General features: G+C 33.2%; 16 protein-coding genes. 9 read left to right on the forward strand and 7 right to left on the reverse strand.

The window, feature by feature from the left end:
• Positions 1-21: 21 nt before the first annotated feature.
• The 3 genes from ACZIX2_RS00280 to ACZIX2_RS00290 form a co-directional block, all read right to left on the reverse strand.
• Positions 22-654 carry a hypothetical protein gene (locus tag ACZIX2_RS00280; RefSeq protein WP_463338072.1) on the reverse strand — a complete coding sequence of 211 codons (633 nt, stop codon included), beginning with the start codon at positions 652-654 and terminating at the stop codon, positions 22-24.
• Positions 641-1,201, reverse strand: a complete 561-nt coding sequence (locus ACZIX2_RS00285) for an RNA polymerase sigma factor (protein ID WP_463338073.1) — start codon at positions 1,199-1,201, stop codon at positions 641-643. Before ACZIX2_RS00285 ends, ACZIX2_RS00280 begins: the two co-directional genes overlap by 14 nt.
• A gap of 134 nt (positions 1,202-1,335) precedes the next feature.
• Positions 1,336-2,313 (reverse strand): polyprenyl synthetase family protein, encoded by a 978-nt coding sequence (locus ACZIX2_RS00290; protein ID WP_463338074.1) that lies wholly within the window; start codon positions 2,311-2,313, stop codon positions 1,336-1,338.
• A gap of 250 nt (positions 2,314-2,563) precedes the next feature.
• Here ACZIX2_RS00290 and ACZIX2_RS00295 point away from each other — a divergent pair, with 250 nt between their 5' ends.
• The gene (locus ACZIX2_RS00295) at positions 2,564-3,445 is read left to right on the forward strand and encodes a hypothetical protein (RefSeq protein WP_463338075.1); all 882 of its coding nucleotides are present in this window, start codon (positions 2,564-2,566) and stop codon (positions 3,443-3,445) included.
• 48 nt (positions 3,446-3,493) lie between these two features.
• Here the strand turns inward: ACZIX2_RS00295 and rlmN are convergent, their stop codons facing one another.
• Positions 3,494-4,537, reverse strand: coding sequence for a dual-specificity RNA methyltransferase RlmN (rlmN, locus tag ACZIX2_RS00300; RefSeq protein WP_463338076.1), 1,044 nt, complete (start codon positions 4,535-4,537; stop codon positions 3,494-3,496).
• Between the two features lie 328 nt (positions 4,538-4,865).
• Between rlmN and ACZIX2_RS00305 the strand changes: the two genes are divergently transcribed.
• The 8 genes from ACZIX2_RS00305 (at position 4,866) to ACZIX2_RS00340 (ending at position 12,338) form a co-directional block, all read left to right on the forward strand.
• The gene (locus tag ACZIX2_RS00305; protein WP_463338077.1) at positions 4,866-5,432 is read left to right on the forward strand and encodes a YceI family protein; all 567 of its coding nucleotides are present in this window, start codon (positions 4,866-4,868) and stop codon (positions 5,430-5,432) included.
• 11 nt (positions 5,433-5,443) lie between these two features.
• Positions 5,444-6,868, forward strand: a complete 1,425-nt coding sequence (locus ACZIX2_RS00310; protein WP_463338078.1) for a hypothetical protein — start codon at positions 5,444-5,446, stop codon at positions 6,866-6,868.
• A gap of 4 nt (positions 6,869-6,872) precedes the next feature.
• Positions 6,873-7,424 carry a hypothetical protein gene (locus ACZIX2_RS00315; protein WP_463338079.1) on the forward strand — a complete coding sequence of 184 codons (552 nt, stop codon included), beginning with the start codon at positions 6,873-6,875 and terminating at the stop codon, positions 7,422-7,424.
• Positions 7,425-8,025: 601 nt separating this feature from the next.
• Positions 8,026-8,592, forward strand: a complete 567-nt coding sequence (locus ACZIX2_RS00320; RefSeq protein ID WP_463338080.1) for a YceI family protein — start codon at positions 8,026-8,028, stop codon at positions 8,590-8,592.
• A 12-nt stretch (positions 8,593-8,604) separates the two neighbouring features.
• Positions 8,605-9,969, forward strand: coding sequence for a hypothetical protein (locus ACZIX2_RS00325; protein WP_463338081.1), 1,365 nt, complete (start codon positions 8,605-8,607; stop codon positions 9,967-9,969).
• 7 nt (positions 9,970-9,976) lie between these two features.
• A complete protein-coding gene (locus tag ACZIX2_RS00330) occupies positions 9,977-10,528 on the forward strand; it encodes a hypothetical protein (RefSeq protein ID WP_463338082.1) in 552 nt (183 codons plus the stop codon).
• A gap of 217 nt (positions 10,529-10,745) precedes the next feature.
• Positions 10,746-11,501: a LamG-like jellyroll fold domain-containing protein gene (locus ACZIX2_RS00335; RefSeq protein WP_463338083.1), complete on the forward strand. Its 756-nt coding sequence runs from the start codon at positions 10,746-10,748 to the stop codon at positions 11,499-11,501.
• Positions 11,502-11,696: 195 nt separating this feature from the next.
• Positions 11,697-12,338, forward strand: coding sequence for an O-methyltransferase (locus ACZIX2_RS00340; RefSeq protein ID WP_463338084.1), 642 nt, complete (start codon positions 11,697-11,699; stop codon positions 12,336-12,338).
• Positions 12,339-12,392: 54 nt separating this feature from the next.
• Here the strand turns inward: ACZIX2_RS00340 and ACZIX2_RS00345 are convergent, their stop codons facing one another.
• The 3 genes from ACZIX2_RS00345 to ACZIX2_RS00355 all read right to left on the reverse strand — a co-directional run bounded on the left by ACZIX2_RS00345 (position 12,393) and on the right by ACZIX2_RS00355 (position 14,833).
• Positions 12,393-12,962 (reverse strand): phosphatase PAP2 family protein, encoded by a 570-nt coding sequence (locus tag ACZIX2_RS00345; RefSeq protein WP_463338085.1) that lies wholly within the window; start codon positions 12,960-12,962, stop codon positions 12,393-12,395.
• Positions 12,962-13,366 (reverse strand): twin-arginine translocase TatA/TatE family subunit, encoded by a 405-nt coding sequence (locus ACZIX2_RS00350; RefSeq protein WP_463338086.1) that lies wholly within the window; start codon positions 13,364-13,366, stop codon positions 12,962-12,964. The genes ACZIX2_RS00345 and ACZIX2_RS00350 overlap by 1 nt, the downstream gene beginning before the upstream one ends.
• A 180-nt stretch (positions 13,367-13,546) precedes the next feature.
• A complete protein-coding gene (locus ACZIX2_RS00355; protein ID WP_463338087.1) occupies positions 13,547-14,833 on the reverse strand; it encodes an acetyl-CoA hydrolase/transferase family protein in 1,287 nt (428 codons plus the stop codon).
• Between the last annotated feature and the right edge of the window lie 128 nt (positions 14,834-14,961).

The following is a 14,961-nucleotide window of genomic DNA, read 5'->3' on the forward strand; positions in this document are numbered from 1 at the left end:
TTTGATTGATGATTGAAATAATTATTCTTGATTGTTTCTATTAGCCAAAGCAACTTTTACGGTTTGATAATTTTTATTGACTTTGGCAATTACTTTTTCTCTAAATGAGAGTTCTAATTCGCCATCAACTTGAGACAATAGTACCTCAGGGTCTACTTTCACTTTTGATTCAGCCACAACAATTGGCGTATCTATTGATTTTATCTCCTGAAAACCAACAGCCTTTTTATTTTCATTTTGAACGGAACCGATGCGTTCATTCGGGGATACACTTTCGAGGTTTGATTCGTTTGACATATGAAGTACTTTGTGCACAGTACTGGGTTTTATAGCAACTATGGGTTGTTTTTGATGAATTGGTTTTGAAAAATTGGGTTGCAAAATAGTTTTAGCAGGCATATTGTCATTATGACTTTCTTTTGTTACGATTTTGGATGGCGTATTTTCAATTGCATTTTGTGGTGACAACAGAAAATTCAATAACAAAGCTGCACTTATAACACTTGCCGCAACCCACCAAATTGGGAACTGCTTTTTAGGTTTTTCCTGAGCCGAAAGCAAGGCATCCAATCGATTCCATGCTTCAATAGAGGGCTGTATGTCTCTATGAGCTAATATATCTTTGGCTTGTTGTTCAAAATTATCTTGTCCCATTTTCTTTTGATTTTAAAATGTTAATTTGATGTTGCAACATCTTTCTCGCATGTGATAATTGTGATTTTGAGGTACCTTCTGAAATACCAAGTATGGATGCAATTTCATTATGCTTATAGCCTTCAATAGCATATAAATTGAAAACCATTTTATACCCTTCTGGTAATTTATCTATTAAAAATTGGATTTCATCCAAAGAAAATTGTTGGTCCAATGCATCAAAGGATGTTTCCTCAAAAGACTCTTCCTCTGTATATTCCATTTTTTGATGCACTCTTAAATATGAAATACATTCATTAATCATAATTCTTCTTACCCATCCTTCAAAACTTCCTTTATGTTCAAAGTTTTTCAAATGCATAAAAACTTTCATAAAGGCTGAAATCATTACATCTTCGGCATGATGAAGATCTTTTATATACTGTCGGCAAACCCCTAACATTTTTGGTGAAAATCGTAAATACAATTGGTGCTGTGCTTGTCGATTTTGATCAACAGCCAACTGTATTAGTTTTTTTTCTTCATGATATAGAGGGATTACTTTCATTATTTCTTCAGCCCAATTGAATAATTATCGTTTCTATGAGTATAGACGATTAAAAATATGAAAAGGTTGCATCAAGTTTAATTTTTTTTAAAAAATTAACTTAACGAATTAATTCACAATAAGATAGACTTGGATTATTTTTTCCTTTCGATAACGTAATTTACCATTAAGGTCAGAGCCGATTTATACTCTGAAGTTGGGAAAGCACTCAATAACGTTAATGCTTCTTCTTGAAATTCCAACATTTTTTGTTCAGCATAGGACAGCCCTCCATTGTTAACGACAAAAGCAATAACTTCTTTTACTCGTTTTTTGTCTTTGTTGTGGTTTTTAATCGAATTGATCAACCAACTTTTTTCTTTTGGAGTACAAGTATTAAGTACGTGAATAAGTGGCAAGGTCATTTTTTGCTCTTTGATATCAATCCCGGTAGGTTTACCAATTGCATCGTCTGTGTAATCAAATAAATCGTCTTTTATTTGAAACGCCATTCCAATTAATTCACCAAACTTGTGCATTTTTTGGACCACCTCTTCGTTTTCTGTAACCGATCTTGCTCCTAATGCACAGCATGCGGCGATAAGAGTTGCTGTTTTTTTTCGGATGATTTCGTAGTATACCTCTTCGGTTATATCAAGTCTTCTGGCTTTTTCTATTTGTAACAATTCGCCTTCGCTCATTTCGCGAACGGCTACTGAAATAATGCGAAGTAAATCAAAATCGCCATGATCTATTGAAAGCAACAAGCCTTTGGACAACAAATAATCACCCACCAAAACAGCAATTTTATTTTTCCACAACGCATTAATAGAGAAAAAACCTCTTCTCCTATTGCTATCGTCTACAACGTCATCATGTACTAAAGTAGCGGTATGTATTAGCTCAATCACACAAGCTCCACGATAGGTTCTTTCTTCGATCAAACCGTCTGAAACCATCTTTGCAGTAAGAAAAACAAACATAGGGCGCATTTGTTTTCCTTTTCGATTCACTATATAATAGGTTATTCTATTCAGTAACGCGACTTTGGAAGACATTGATTCATAGAACTTTTTTTCAAAAAGTTCCATTTCATTAAAAATGGGCTGTTTTATTTGAGAGGTAATATTCATAATGGCTTCAAATATAACACTTAAATTAAAAATAATCTAAATAACCATTTTTAAAAAACAAAAGAGTGTGGTTGTCATACTAAAAAAAAGGGGGAAACGTTACGTAACAAGAGGCATCTAAATTCAAACATTATTTTTTTACATATGAATAAGACGCATTCTATTTTGAATTGAACACCTGAATTGAAATTACGATTAAACCTTTTTTACATATAAATGTCTTAGCAACATAACCTTTAAATTATTTATTATGAAACTAAAAATTTGGAAAGTTACAGCAGCAATTGTTTTGACTGCAATGTTAAGTTGTCAAAATTCAGACGAGCCAGTAGATAATGGCACAACTACTTTATCAAACACCGAAGTGGTCTCTGATGTAGTTATGGATAATATTGTTGACGATGTTTCGACAATAACAGAAGATCAATTTGGAGTACAACAAAGTTTTAGCAGCAAAAGCACGGTTCCATTTAAAAGCTTATTACCCGAATGTGCCAAAATAACTACAGAGTTATCACAAGGAAAATGGACTCGAATAATTGATTTTGGAAGCTTAGGATGCACATTACCCAATGGCAATGTATTGAAAGGAAAAATCATTATCACTTTTGCGAATGATTTCACTTCAAAAGAACAAGCGATTAATTTCACTTTTGAAAATTTCTATCATAATGACAATAAAATTGAAGGTAGTCAATCCATAACTAGAACCTTAAAAACATCGGCTTTGCTTGCAGAAATACACCCTGTTACCACCCTGAATCTAAAATTAACCATCACTGATGCTGCAGGTCAAACCTATGAAAGAACAGGAACAAGAGTAAGAGAAATGGTAGAAGGATATGCTACTTTAGGCAATTGGGAAGACAACGTGTTCTTGGTTTGGGGTAGCGGAAAATCTAAACTAAAAAACGGGATAACAATTAGCAACACCATCAATGATAACCCTTTACGTTATGTTGCCTCTTGCAAACTTCCATTCCCAACTAAAGGAACTATCATCCACACTAAAACAAGTGCCGATAACACTGTAATTAAAGAGACAAAAGTAGACTTTGGAAACGGCAACTGCGATAAACTTGCCACCATCACTATTGATGGAATCACTAAAGAAATTGAGTTGAAAAAATAGTAACTTAAGAGTCATAATCAAAAAAAGAAGGGAATCTCCCTTCTTTTTTTATGCTTCTTTGTTGGCTAATTGACCACAAGCAGCATCAATATCTTTCCCTCTACTTCTTCTAACTTTAACCACAACCCCAATAGATTGAAGCGCTTTAATGTAGGCATTGATGGCCTCTTCATCAGCTTGTTGAAACTCTCCATCATCAATCGGATTGTATTCGATTAAATTCACCTTACAAGGTACATATTTACAAAATTTGACTAAGGCCTCAATAGATGCATGATCATCGTTAATGCCTTTCCAAACGACATATTCATATGAAACCTTGCTTTTGGTTTTTCGATACCAATATTCAAGTGATTCGCGCAATTCTTTTAATGGAAAATTGGAACTGAAAGGCATAATTCTGGCTCGAACAGAATCAATAGCTGAATGCAAAGACACGGCCAATTTAAACTTAACTTCGTCGTCGGCCAATTTCTTAATCATTTTGGGGATTCCGGAAGTAGATACCGTAATTCGTTTTGGCGACATGCCCAACCCTTCTTCAGAAGTGATCATTGCAATAGCCTTGAGAACATTATTATAATTCATCAAGGGTTCTCCCATCCCCATAAAGACAATATTAGACAATGGACGACCATAATAAAGTCTGCTTTCTCTATCAATTGCTACAACTTGATCATAAATCTCGCCAGGTTCTAAATTTCGCATCCGCTTTAATCGAGCAGTAGCACAAAAATTACAATCCAAGCTACATCCCACTTGACTCGACACACATGCGGTTGTACGGGTCTCGGTTGGAATTAAAACAGATTCTACAATTAAGCCATCATGCAGACGAACGGCATTTTTTACCGTACCATCATCGCTTCGTTGCATCGTATCAACCTTAACATGATTAATGACGAAATGTTCTTCTAATAAAATACGAGTCGCCTTGGACAGGTTAGTCATATGGTCAAAACTGTGTGCTCCTTTATGCCACAACCATTCATAAACCTGATTCCCTCTGAAAGCTTTATCTTTTTGATTTACAAAAAAAGAACGTAAATCCTCTTTTGAAAGTGCTCTTATGTCTTTTTTTTCGATTTCCATAGTGCAAAGGTATCAATTTTTGACGGTTTACTATGTAGGTTAGAAAATTCCAACTCCTTATTTAAAAAAATCAATTAGATAACCATCTTAAGAAAAACAAGGTCTTCACAGCCAAACACCTAATAAACGTTAACACAATAATTATATGTCAAAACCTACAAATGTTAATTTTTTCAAAAATTTAACACAACTGACAATTATCATAAATTCCTAACTAAATCCGGAATAAATTTGCTATATCAATAACAAAAAACCACAATACTAAGAATTAAACAAATTTGTTTTGAATTTAAAGTTAATTTATTAATAACATAACCTTGTTTTTAACATGAAACGTAAACCAATAATTTCAAACTTATTAACACTTGCTTTAGTTTTCTTTTGCATTTCAGTTAATGCCCAAAAAAATTTGAATCTAGACAACAAAACCAGTTTTTCCGTATTTGGAACTTCAACTCTTCATGATTGGGAGATGGTTTCGACAGCAAAAACAGGTAATGCCAACCTAACTATTAGCGATTCAAAAGTTTCGGACATCAATGCCATCAACATAGACCTTCCTGTAGAAACTATTAAAAGCGGGAAAAGCGGTATGGACAAAATTGCTTACGAAACACTAAATTCCAAAAAATACAAAACCATTAAATATGTTCTAAAATCAGCTTCTAAAGTAAACGAAACTACTTGGAATTTAGTTGGAACCTATTCCATTGCAGGAGTTTCAAAAGAGCTCAACACAACCATAAAAGTATCAGTAGTAAATGGAGTTGTAAACATACAAGGATCAAACAAAATTACTTTTGATGAATTCAAAATGAAAGCACCAACTGCCTTACTAGGCACTATAAAAACCGGTAATAATCTTACCATCAAATTTAACCTTAATTTTAAATAAAAAGAACCAATATGAAAGTAGTTTATTTTTTAGCAGCCGCTTTATTTAGCCTAACTGCTGCACAAGCACAAGACCGATTTGGACAAATCCAAAACTTAATTCCTAGAGACAAAACAGGAATCAACCAATTTGATGTTAAAAAAGACTCTGTAGAGTACAAAGGATTAAGTATCGACATTGGAGCTGCATTTGCGCTACAATTTCAAGCAATAAATTCATATAATGGACAAAAAGAAGGTTCATTTCTTACTCCAAATGGTTCTCAAGTTACGGGATATAGATTAAATAATCTTGCTAACAACCTGAACCTTCCTACAGCAAACATGACCATTGGCGCTCAATTATACGATGGGGTTCGTGTAAATTTAGATTTATACTTAGCTGCTAGACACCATAATGAAACATGGGTAAAAGGAGGGTATTTACAAATTGACAAATTAGATTTTATCCGTGAAGGATTCTTAGAAAACTTCATGAGATATGCGACCATCAAAATTGGTCAAATGGAAAACAACTATGGGGATGCTCACTTTAGAAGATCTGACAATGGTAACGCTTTTATGAACCCATTCATCGAGAGTAACATTATGGATTCATTTACTACAGAACCAGGTATTGAAGTTTACTATAATAGAAGTGGCTTAGTGAGTATGATTGGTGTAACCAACTCTAAATTGAACCAAAACGTTGTTGAATTTGTTCCATCTGCTCCAACAGCAGCAGCTCCAAACCCTAATACTACTGTTAGTCCAACAATTTTAGCCAAATTAGGATATGACAAACAATTGAACGATGATCTTAGAGTACGTTTAACAGGATCTCTTTATCACTGTGCAAATACTAGCGGAAACTTATATTCTTCTGAAAGAGCCGGTAGCCGCTACTATGGTGTTATGACAAATCAAGCTTATACAAATGCAGCACTAATTAATGCCGCTACAAACCCTAAAGGTACTGTAGACAATAACCACACAAAAGATCCTCAAGGTAACCATACAACTGGCCGATTTAATCCTGGATTTGGAAACAAATTAACCTCAATTATGATTAACCCATTTGTAAAATACAAAGGTTTAGAGTTTTTTGGAACATATGAAAGAGCTGAAGGTGGAAAAGGGAAAGGTATCGATGCAACTCGAGTTGTAAATCAATTTGCTGCTGATGTTGTATACAGATTTGGTAGCACAGAGCAATTTTATGTTGGCGGTAGATACAATGTAGTTTCTGGAGAATTAGACAATACTAATTCAAAAGACGCTTCTATCAACCGTGTTGAAGCTTCAGCAGGTTGGTTCATGACTAAAAACATCTTAGCTAAATTGGCTTATGTAAACCAAAACTATAAAGATCATGACCAATTTGTAGGAAACAACGTAAACAACTTATACGAAGGAAAATTCAACGGGTTAATGTTTGAAGCCGTTATTACATTCTAAGTAAATGAACAATAAATTGTTAATGGTGATTTTGGGTGGAGTACTTCTCATATTTACGGGAAGTGCACCACCCAATTTCTTTATAAACGAAAATAGCATCGTTATTCAAAAAATTGAAATCAACATTACGGGTCTATCCACAGTTGGAAAATATAATTGCAGCACCACATATTATAAAAAGGACACCATTTCGCTAAATCTCAATCAAAAAAATAGTTTACGTGCCGAAATACCAATGATCAAGTTTGATTGTGGCAATAGAATTATGACCAAAGATTTACAAACCACAGTTAAAGCAAGGCAATTTCCAGCAAGTATCGTTACCCTTACTGACTTAAAAAGCTTTGGTAACCATTATAAATGCCAACTTAATTTTGTTATCACAAACAAAACCATTCGTTACAAAGATTTTGTATTATCTAAAAACAATAATAAACTCCAAGGAGTAATGGCTTTAAAATTTTCAGATGTTGGTCTTATCCCGCCAGTAAAAATGGGTGGTTTAATTAAAGTCAAAGATGAAATTGAAGTATATTTTAGCCTTTATAAATTGTAACAATTGAGATACAATGCAAAACAATACCCAATCTTGTATAAAAACAAGTAAACTCAAGGCTCTCCTTAAAATTTAATCCAATTGTACAAACATTTACATCACCTATCAGGTGATTTTTTTTTTCTCTTATCCTAACATAGAAAAGCTACTTCCTTTTGCTACGTTTTTTAGACGATATACAATTTGCAAAAATCAACTTCAACAACCAGAAACCATGCTAAATCCATTGGAATTTACGAAAGATAAAACTCACATAAATTTTAGTATTATTTAACAACTACCTTAGGTTAGATTTTTCCCATTGATTTGTAAACTAAAAATTGCCCTTGAAAACCAACCCATAAGCTATTCATGTAAGATTTTACACTAGTGCAATGTTAACAAAAATGACAAATTAAACTAAATAAAACCAAAATTCAACACACGAAATCGTTGTAAAAACAGATAAAAGATTAAAATATCTTAATGTATGATATATATCAGGTTTTAGCATTTGCCTTGGTTCTAATTTTGCATATATATCAATATAATTATCGTTTTCTATTTATTAATCAAAAATAAGAACATAATTTCATTAATAATTCAATAAAATCTAGAATCCATGAAAAACAAATCCTTGAAATCTGTTTTTTTATCCTTGAGTTTTGCCCTTGTCAGCTTTACAATGTCTGCTCAAAAAAACTACACTTTAGATAACAAAACTAGCTTTACTGTAGCTGGTACTTCTACGCTTCACGATTGGACAATGACCTCTGCAGCTAAAAATGGAACAGCCAACTTAACTGTTGAGGGTTCAAAAGTTGTTGACATCAACGCCATAAACATTGATTTACCAGTTGAATCTATTAAGAGTGGCAAAAGTGGAATGGACAAAATTGCTTATGAAACTTTAGAAACTAAAAAGCACAAAACCATTAAATATGTACTAAAATCAGCTACTAAAGTGAATGAAACTACTTGGGACTTAGTAGGAACTTTTACCATTGCAGGAGCAAGCAAAGTGTTAAAAACACAAGTAAAAACTTCAGTTGCAAACGGTATTGTTACCATCAAAGGAACTGAAAAAATTACATTTTCAGAATTTGGCATGAAAGCCCCAACAGCTTTACTAGGTACTGTAAAAACAGGACAAAATCTTACCATAAATTTCAACCTTAATTATAAATAAATTCAATAAAAAATGAGAGCAATCTATTTTTTGGCAGCCGCTTTATTTAGCATCACTGCCGTACAAGCGCAAGATCGTTTTGGACAAATTCAAAATTTAATTCCAAGAGATAAATCAGGTATCAACCAATTTGATGTTAAAAAAGATTCTACAGAATTTAAAGGTTTAAGCATTGATTTAGGAGCGGCTTTTGCTTTACAATTCCAAGCGTTGAATTCTTTTAACGATCATAAAAACTTGACAGGAAATTTAGCTTCTTATAGACTAAACAACCTTTCAAACAACTTCAATTTACCAAGTGCTAACATGACCATTGGTGCTCAATTGTATGATGGGGTTCGTGTTAACTTAGATTTGTATTTAGCATCAAGACACCACAATGAAACTTGGGTAAAAGGAGGTTATTTGCAAATTGACAAATTAGACTTCATTAAAAAAGATTTCTTGAAAGACTTCATGAAATATACAACAATCAAAATTGGTCAAATGGAGAACAACTATGGTGATGCGCACTTTAGAAGATCGGATAATGGAAATGCTTTGATGAACCCATTTGTTGGAAACAACGTGATGGATTCATTTACTACAGAAATGGGAGCTGAGGTTTACTACATCAGAAACGGATGGGTAAGTATGTTAGGAGTTACCAACTCTAAATTGAACCAAAACGTTGCAGAAGTTAAACCAGGTTCACCAACTCAAAACACAGTAATTAGTCCAACTATTTTAGCTAAATTTGGATACGACAAACAAGTAAACCAAGATTTAAGAGTAAGATTAACTGGATCATTGTATCATTCAGCTAACTCAAGCGGTAACTTATACTCTTCTGACAGAGCTGGAAGTAGATTTTTTGGTGTGATGACACACGATAAATATACTGGTGCAAATGGTCAAACTGTAGACAACAACTTTGATCCTAAATCAAACTACACTACAGGAAGATTTAATCCTGGATTTGGAAACTGGGCTACATCATATATGATTAATCCATTTGTTAAATACAAAGGTTTAGAAGTATTCGGTACTATTGAAATCGCAAATGGAGGAGATAAAAAAGGAGTTGACGAAAAACGTACCGTTAACCAATATGTGGGAGATATCGTATACCGTTTTGGAGAAAATGAAAGATTTTACGTTGGAGCTAAATACAATTTAGTTACTGGAAAATTAAGCAATGCTGATACACAAAACTTTAACATCAACCGTTTTGAAGCTGCAGCTGGTTGGTTTATGACCAAAAACATTTTAGCTAAGTTAGAATATGTAAATCAAAATTATAAAGATTTCAGCCAATTTGATGCTGCTGGAAACCCTAATGATTTATACGGTGGAAAATTCAACGGTTTGATGTTTGAAGCTGTTATTTCTTTCTAATACATGAATGAAAAATAAATTTATCATAGGAATTTTGGGTGCTGTACTTCTCTTTACTTTGGGAAGTGCATCACCCAATTTTTATTTATCCGAAACTACCCTTTTTGTAAATAAAATAGAAATCAACATCACTGGATTATCGACAGTTGGCCGATACAACTGTAATTCTACTTTTTACAAAAAAGACTCCATTGTGCTTAATCTATCACAAAAAAATAGTCTAAAAGCCGAAATACCAATGGTCAAATTTGATTGTGGCAATAAAATCATGACCAAAGACCTACAAGCTACTGTAAAAGCAACACAATTCCCGTCAAGTACAGTAACCCTAAGCGATCTAAAACCTTTAGGTAATCACTACAAATGCAATCTTACTTTCTTAATTACAAACAAGATCATACGATATAAAGATTTTACGCTAACAAAAAACAACAATAAACTTCATGGCAAAATTGCCTTAAAATTTTCTGATATTGGGCTTGCTCCACCAGTAAAAATGGGCGGCTTAATAAAAGTAAAGGATGATATTGAAATTCAATTTAGTCTACATCAAAATTGAGTTTTCGTTGGCTAGTAAAACTTAGCCTTTACTCCTTTTTCCCTAGTACTTATGGAGTACTTTTTATAACAAAAACCATTTTTCTTGTTAAAATAAAAACAAAATAACGCGTCTAATCGTGTTTTTTTGTTGTTTGTCGATTATTTTCTTAAAGAACAACTAAAGAAAGTATTTTTGGTAAAATAAATCTTAATAATTTTATTTTTAGCCATTTAACATGTTCAAAGCTGTCCTTTTAAGCCTCTTTTTTTTCACTACTTCCCTTTTAGCTCAATCTCCAATTCATGAATTCAATTTTGATGGCACCTTAGCCAATCAAAACAGATCTGCAACTTTTTATGGCAATGCAAAATTTACTAAAGATCGGTTTGGCACAAAAAACAAAGCAATATTTCTAAAAGATGAAAGTTTAATAGCAAATATTAGCAATATACCTCAACATAATTCTCCTCGAACAATTTCTATTTGGATAAAATTCAACAATATAAACGACTCTAGTTATATTTGGAGTTATGGTACGGCGGCAAACAATGCCTTTTGTGGACTTATTCATCAAGGCACTTCAAATAATGAATCTCCCATTTGTGTTGCTTCTTGGGGAAATAACAATGATTTTGTAACTGCTGTTTCTTTAGAAAAAGAAGTTTGGTACAACTACACCTATGTATATAATGGTAAAACGGGCACTTTGTATCGCAATGGCTCACTCATAGCAACATTTAATGAACTATTTAGAAACACTATAGAATCTATTTTCAAAATTGGAAATGTAAATTCCATTGTAAGTATCAATGCCGATATCGATGATATCAAAATTTATAACATTGCCTTATCTTCAGTGGAAATTAGCAAACAATATGCCTCTGGAGCCGCTTTAATAAAACAAGAAACTTCAAAAGTAGTAAACATAAAACCCAATAAAACTATTCCTAAAAAACTAAACACAACGAATTCTCTTGTGCTTAACAAATAACAACAAGCTTCCCAAAAAGGACTATCGAGCTAAGACATAAGTTTTATGTTTTAGCTCGATTTTATTTTAATTAAATAATTAAAAAAAACTGTCACAATACTTATTATGTTATTCCCTTTTTTTAGTTAATGAAATAAAGAGACAAATTTGATGGTGAATTAATACCTTTGTAGCCTAAACAAAAAAACATCTCTAATGCATTTTTTATCACAAGATTTAGAAGACTATATTGAACAACATTCCGAAAAAGAACCTGTACATTTGGCGGCTTTAAACAAGGAGACGTACCAAAAAGTACTTTTACCAAGAATGTTAAGTGGTCATTTTCAAGGACGTGTATTAAGCATGCTTTCCAAAATTATTCGCCCAAAAAACATATTGGAAATTGGAACCTATACTGGATACTCCGCTTTGTGTTTGTGCGAAGGCATGCAAGAAGATGGACAATTACACACTATCGATATTAAAGAAGAATTGGTTGATTTTCAACGAAAACATTTTGACAAATCACCTTGGGGAAGACAGATTACTCAACATTTAGGAGAAGGGACTACAATAATTCCAACTATTGATTTAACTTTCGATTTGGTTTTTATTGATGCTGATAAAGAAAATTACATCAATTACTTCGAACTAATTGTTCCAAAGATGAACAAAGGTGGTATTATTTTATCAGACAATGTTTTATGGAGCGGAAAAGTGGTAGAACCTTTGCAAAAAAACGATATAAGTACGAAAATTTTGTTAGAATACAATCAACTTTTGGCTACCGATCCTAGAGTGGAAACCGTTTTACTTCCGATAAGAGATGGTTTAACAGTGAGTCGAGTATTATAACTACGTACTTAATTGTTTAAGTAACCCAATACCTACCGTGATAGTTTATCCAAACTACATTTCCTTTGGATAATATTTTTTTTGCATTAATAGGTAAATTTTGTACGTCAAAAAACCAAAAACGCCTCCACACAAATAACCAGTAAATATATCTAAGGGATAATGCAAACCTAAGTAAATCCGACTGTAGGCAAAAACTAAGGGCCATAAAAAAAGGAAGCCAATATATTTTATTTTATTCCTAAAAAGTAAGTAAATAAAAGTTACTACCGCCATAGAATTGGCAGCATGCCCGGAAAAAAAACTAAACGAATTTCTACTTTGTACAATTCTAATAAAGGAATTAATTTCCGTATTATTACAAGGGCGCAATCGTTGAAAAGAATGTTTAAACAGATTGGTAGTTTGATCAGTACAAGTGATCAAAACTGCGACAAAAAGCAGTAATAATAAACTCTGTTTGAGCCCAATCTTGCTATAGATCAAGTAAAGAATTAAAATAAATAAAGGGGTCCAATTAAGCTGTTTGGTCACAAACAACCAAAAACCATCATAGACAGGAGATCCTAAACTATTTAAAAAAACGAACAACCGTACATCAAACGCTTCAATTGTTTCTATCATTATGATTGTCTTTTTATAGGTCCGTCGTAGTCATCCGAAAGCGTATCGGTTGTTTTTTGATCAGTTTGAGGTGTATGATCCACAACATCTAATGCACTATTTACATCGGAAGTTAGTTCATTGGAAAATTTCGTAAGAGAGTATTCTGTGTCTCCTAAAATATTTTGTTTGGCTTTTTCAATTTCTTGTGTAATTCCTCCCGATATATCGTTTAACGTTTTTTGATCAAAACCATTCTCTTCAGCCCCTTTTTGAATCTCGTATTTAATATCATTGGTTGCGTTTTTTAGTTGAGCCATAGCTTTACCCATAGTTCGTGCAATTTCAGGCACTTTATCAGAACCAAACAACATTAAAACGATAAACATGATAAAAACGAGTTCTCCTCCTCCTATTCCAAACATATGATAACTTTTTGAAGCGACAAATATATTAATTTTAAAAATGAAGCCTTTGAATTATTTCACAAAATGGTCTTTAAATGACAAATGAATACAGAATTATCCCTAAGTAGATATATAAAAAAACGCCACTTAATTAAAAGTAGCGTTAATCATTAATAGTTATATTATCAAATCAACAACTTAACATAATACTTTTGAAGGGTGTAACAATTCAAAATAGGCTTTGTCGATAGATTCTTGATGGTCTGGATGAGCGATATTAATCATTTGCTTGGCTCTTTCTCTCAATGTTTTTCCGTACAAATCCGCAACGCCATACTCTGTAATAATATATTGAACATGTGAACGGGTCGAAACTACGCCGGCTCCTTGTTTTAAATAAGGCACAATTCGACTTTCTCCTTTTTTGGTCGTTGAAGGAAGTGCAATTATGGCTTTTCCACCATCGCTCAAGGAAGCCCCTCGTACAAAATCCATTTGGCCTCCCACTCCAGAATACATAGTTGCACCAATAGAATCCGCACAGACTTGACCAGTTATATCAACCTCAATTGCTGAATTTATAGACACCATTCTAGGATTTCTTCTAATTTTGGCGGTATCATTAACATAACAAGATTCTCTAAGTTCAATAAATGGATTATCGTTTACAAAATCGTACAGTCGTTTTGATCCTATTAAAAAGGTGGAAAGCACACGCCCAGGAGTCACCCCTTTGTAATTGCAATTGATAACATTTTTCTCGATCAAATCAATTGCACCATCCGAAAACATTTCGGTATGCAAACCTAAATCCTTATGATTCATTAAATTGGCCAAAGCTGCATTTGGAATAGAACCAATACCCAACTGCAAGGTACTTTTGTCTTCGATCAAATCAGCTATATATTTCCCTATTTTTGCTTCTAATGGCGATATAGGCTCTGGCTCAACCTGATAAATTGGACAATCTACATTTACCAAATAATCAATTTCTGAAACGTGTAAAATACCATCGCCAAAAGTTCTAGGCATATTGGGATTAACTTGCGCAATTACGGTTTTTGCACATTCGATAGCCGCAACAGCCGCCTCAACCGAAACCCCTAAAGAACAATAACCATGAATATCAGGTGAAGAAACCTGTATAAAAACAACATCCAATGGCACGACTTTTTTACGAAACAAGCGAGGTAATTCGCTCAAAAAAACAGGAGTATAAGATCCGTTACCAGCATGGAGAGTATGTCTAACATTCTTTCCTATAAAAAATGAATTTACGTGAAAACTAGCCGCCAATTCAGGATTAGCATATGGAGCTGGTCCTTCGGTATGCAAATGACAAATCTCCACATTGCGCAACTCAAATGCCCGATCGGTTAAGGCTTTCGTCAGTACATTTGGGGTTGCCGCTGCGGCATGTACATACACTCTATTGTTGGACTGAATTACCTTTACAGCTTCTTCAGCACTTACATATTTTTCCATAACACTTACTTTTATTTTCTTAAAGTTACAACAATTCGAACGCATTAGAAAACAAAACCTTAGCTTTTTTTGGTTTCCTCATTAATCAATCACTAAAAAAAAGTTAATTTTTGCAAAATTAAAAGCAT

Source organism: Flavobacterium riviphilum, from assembly GCF_055231795.1.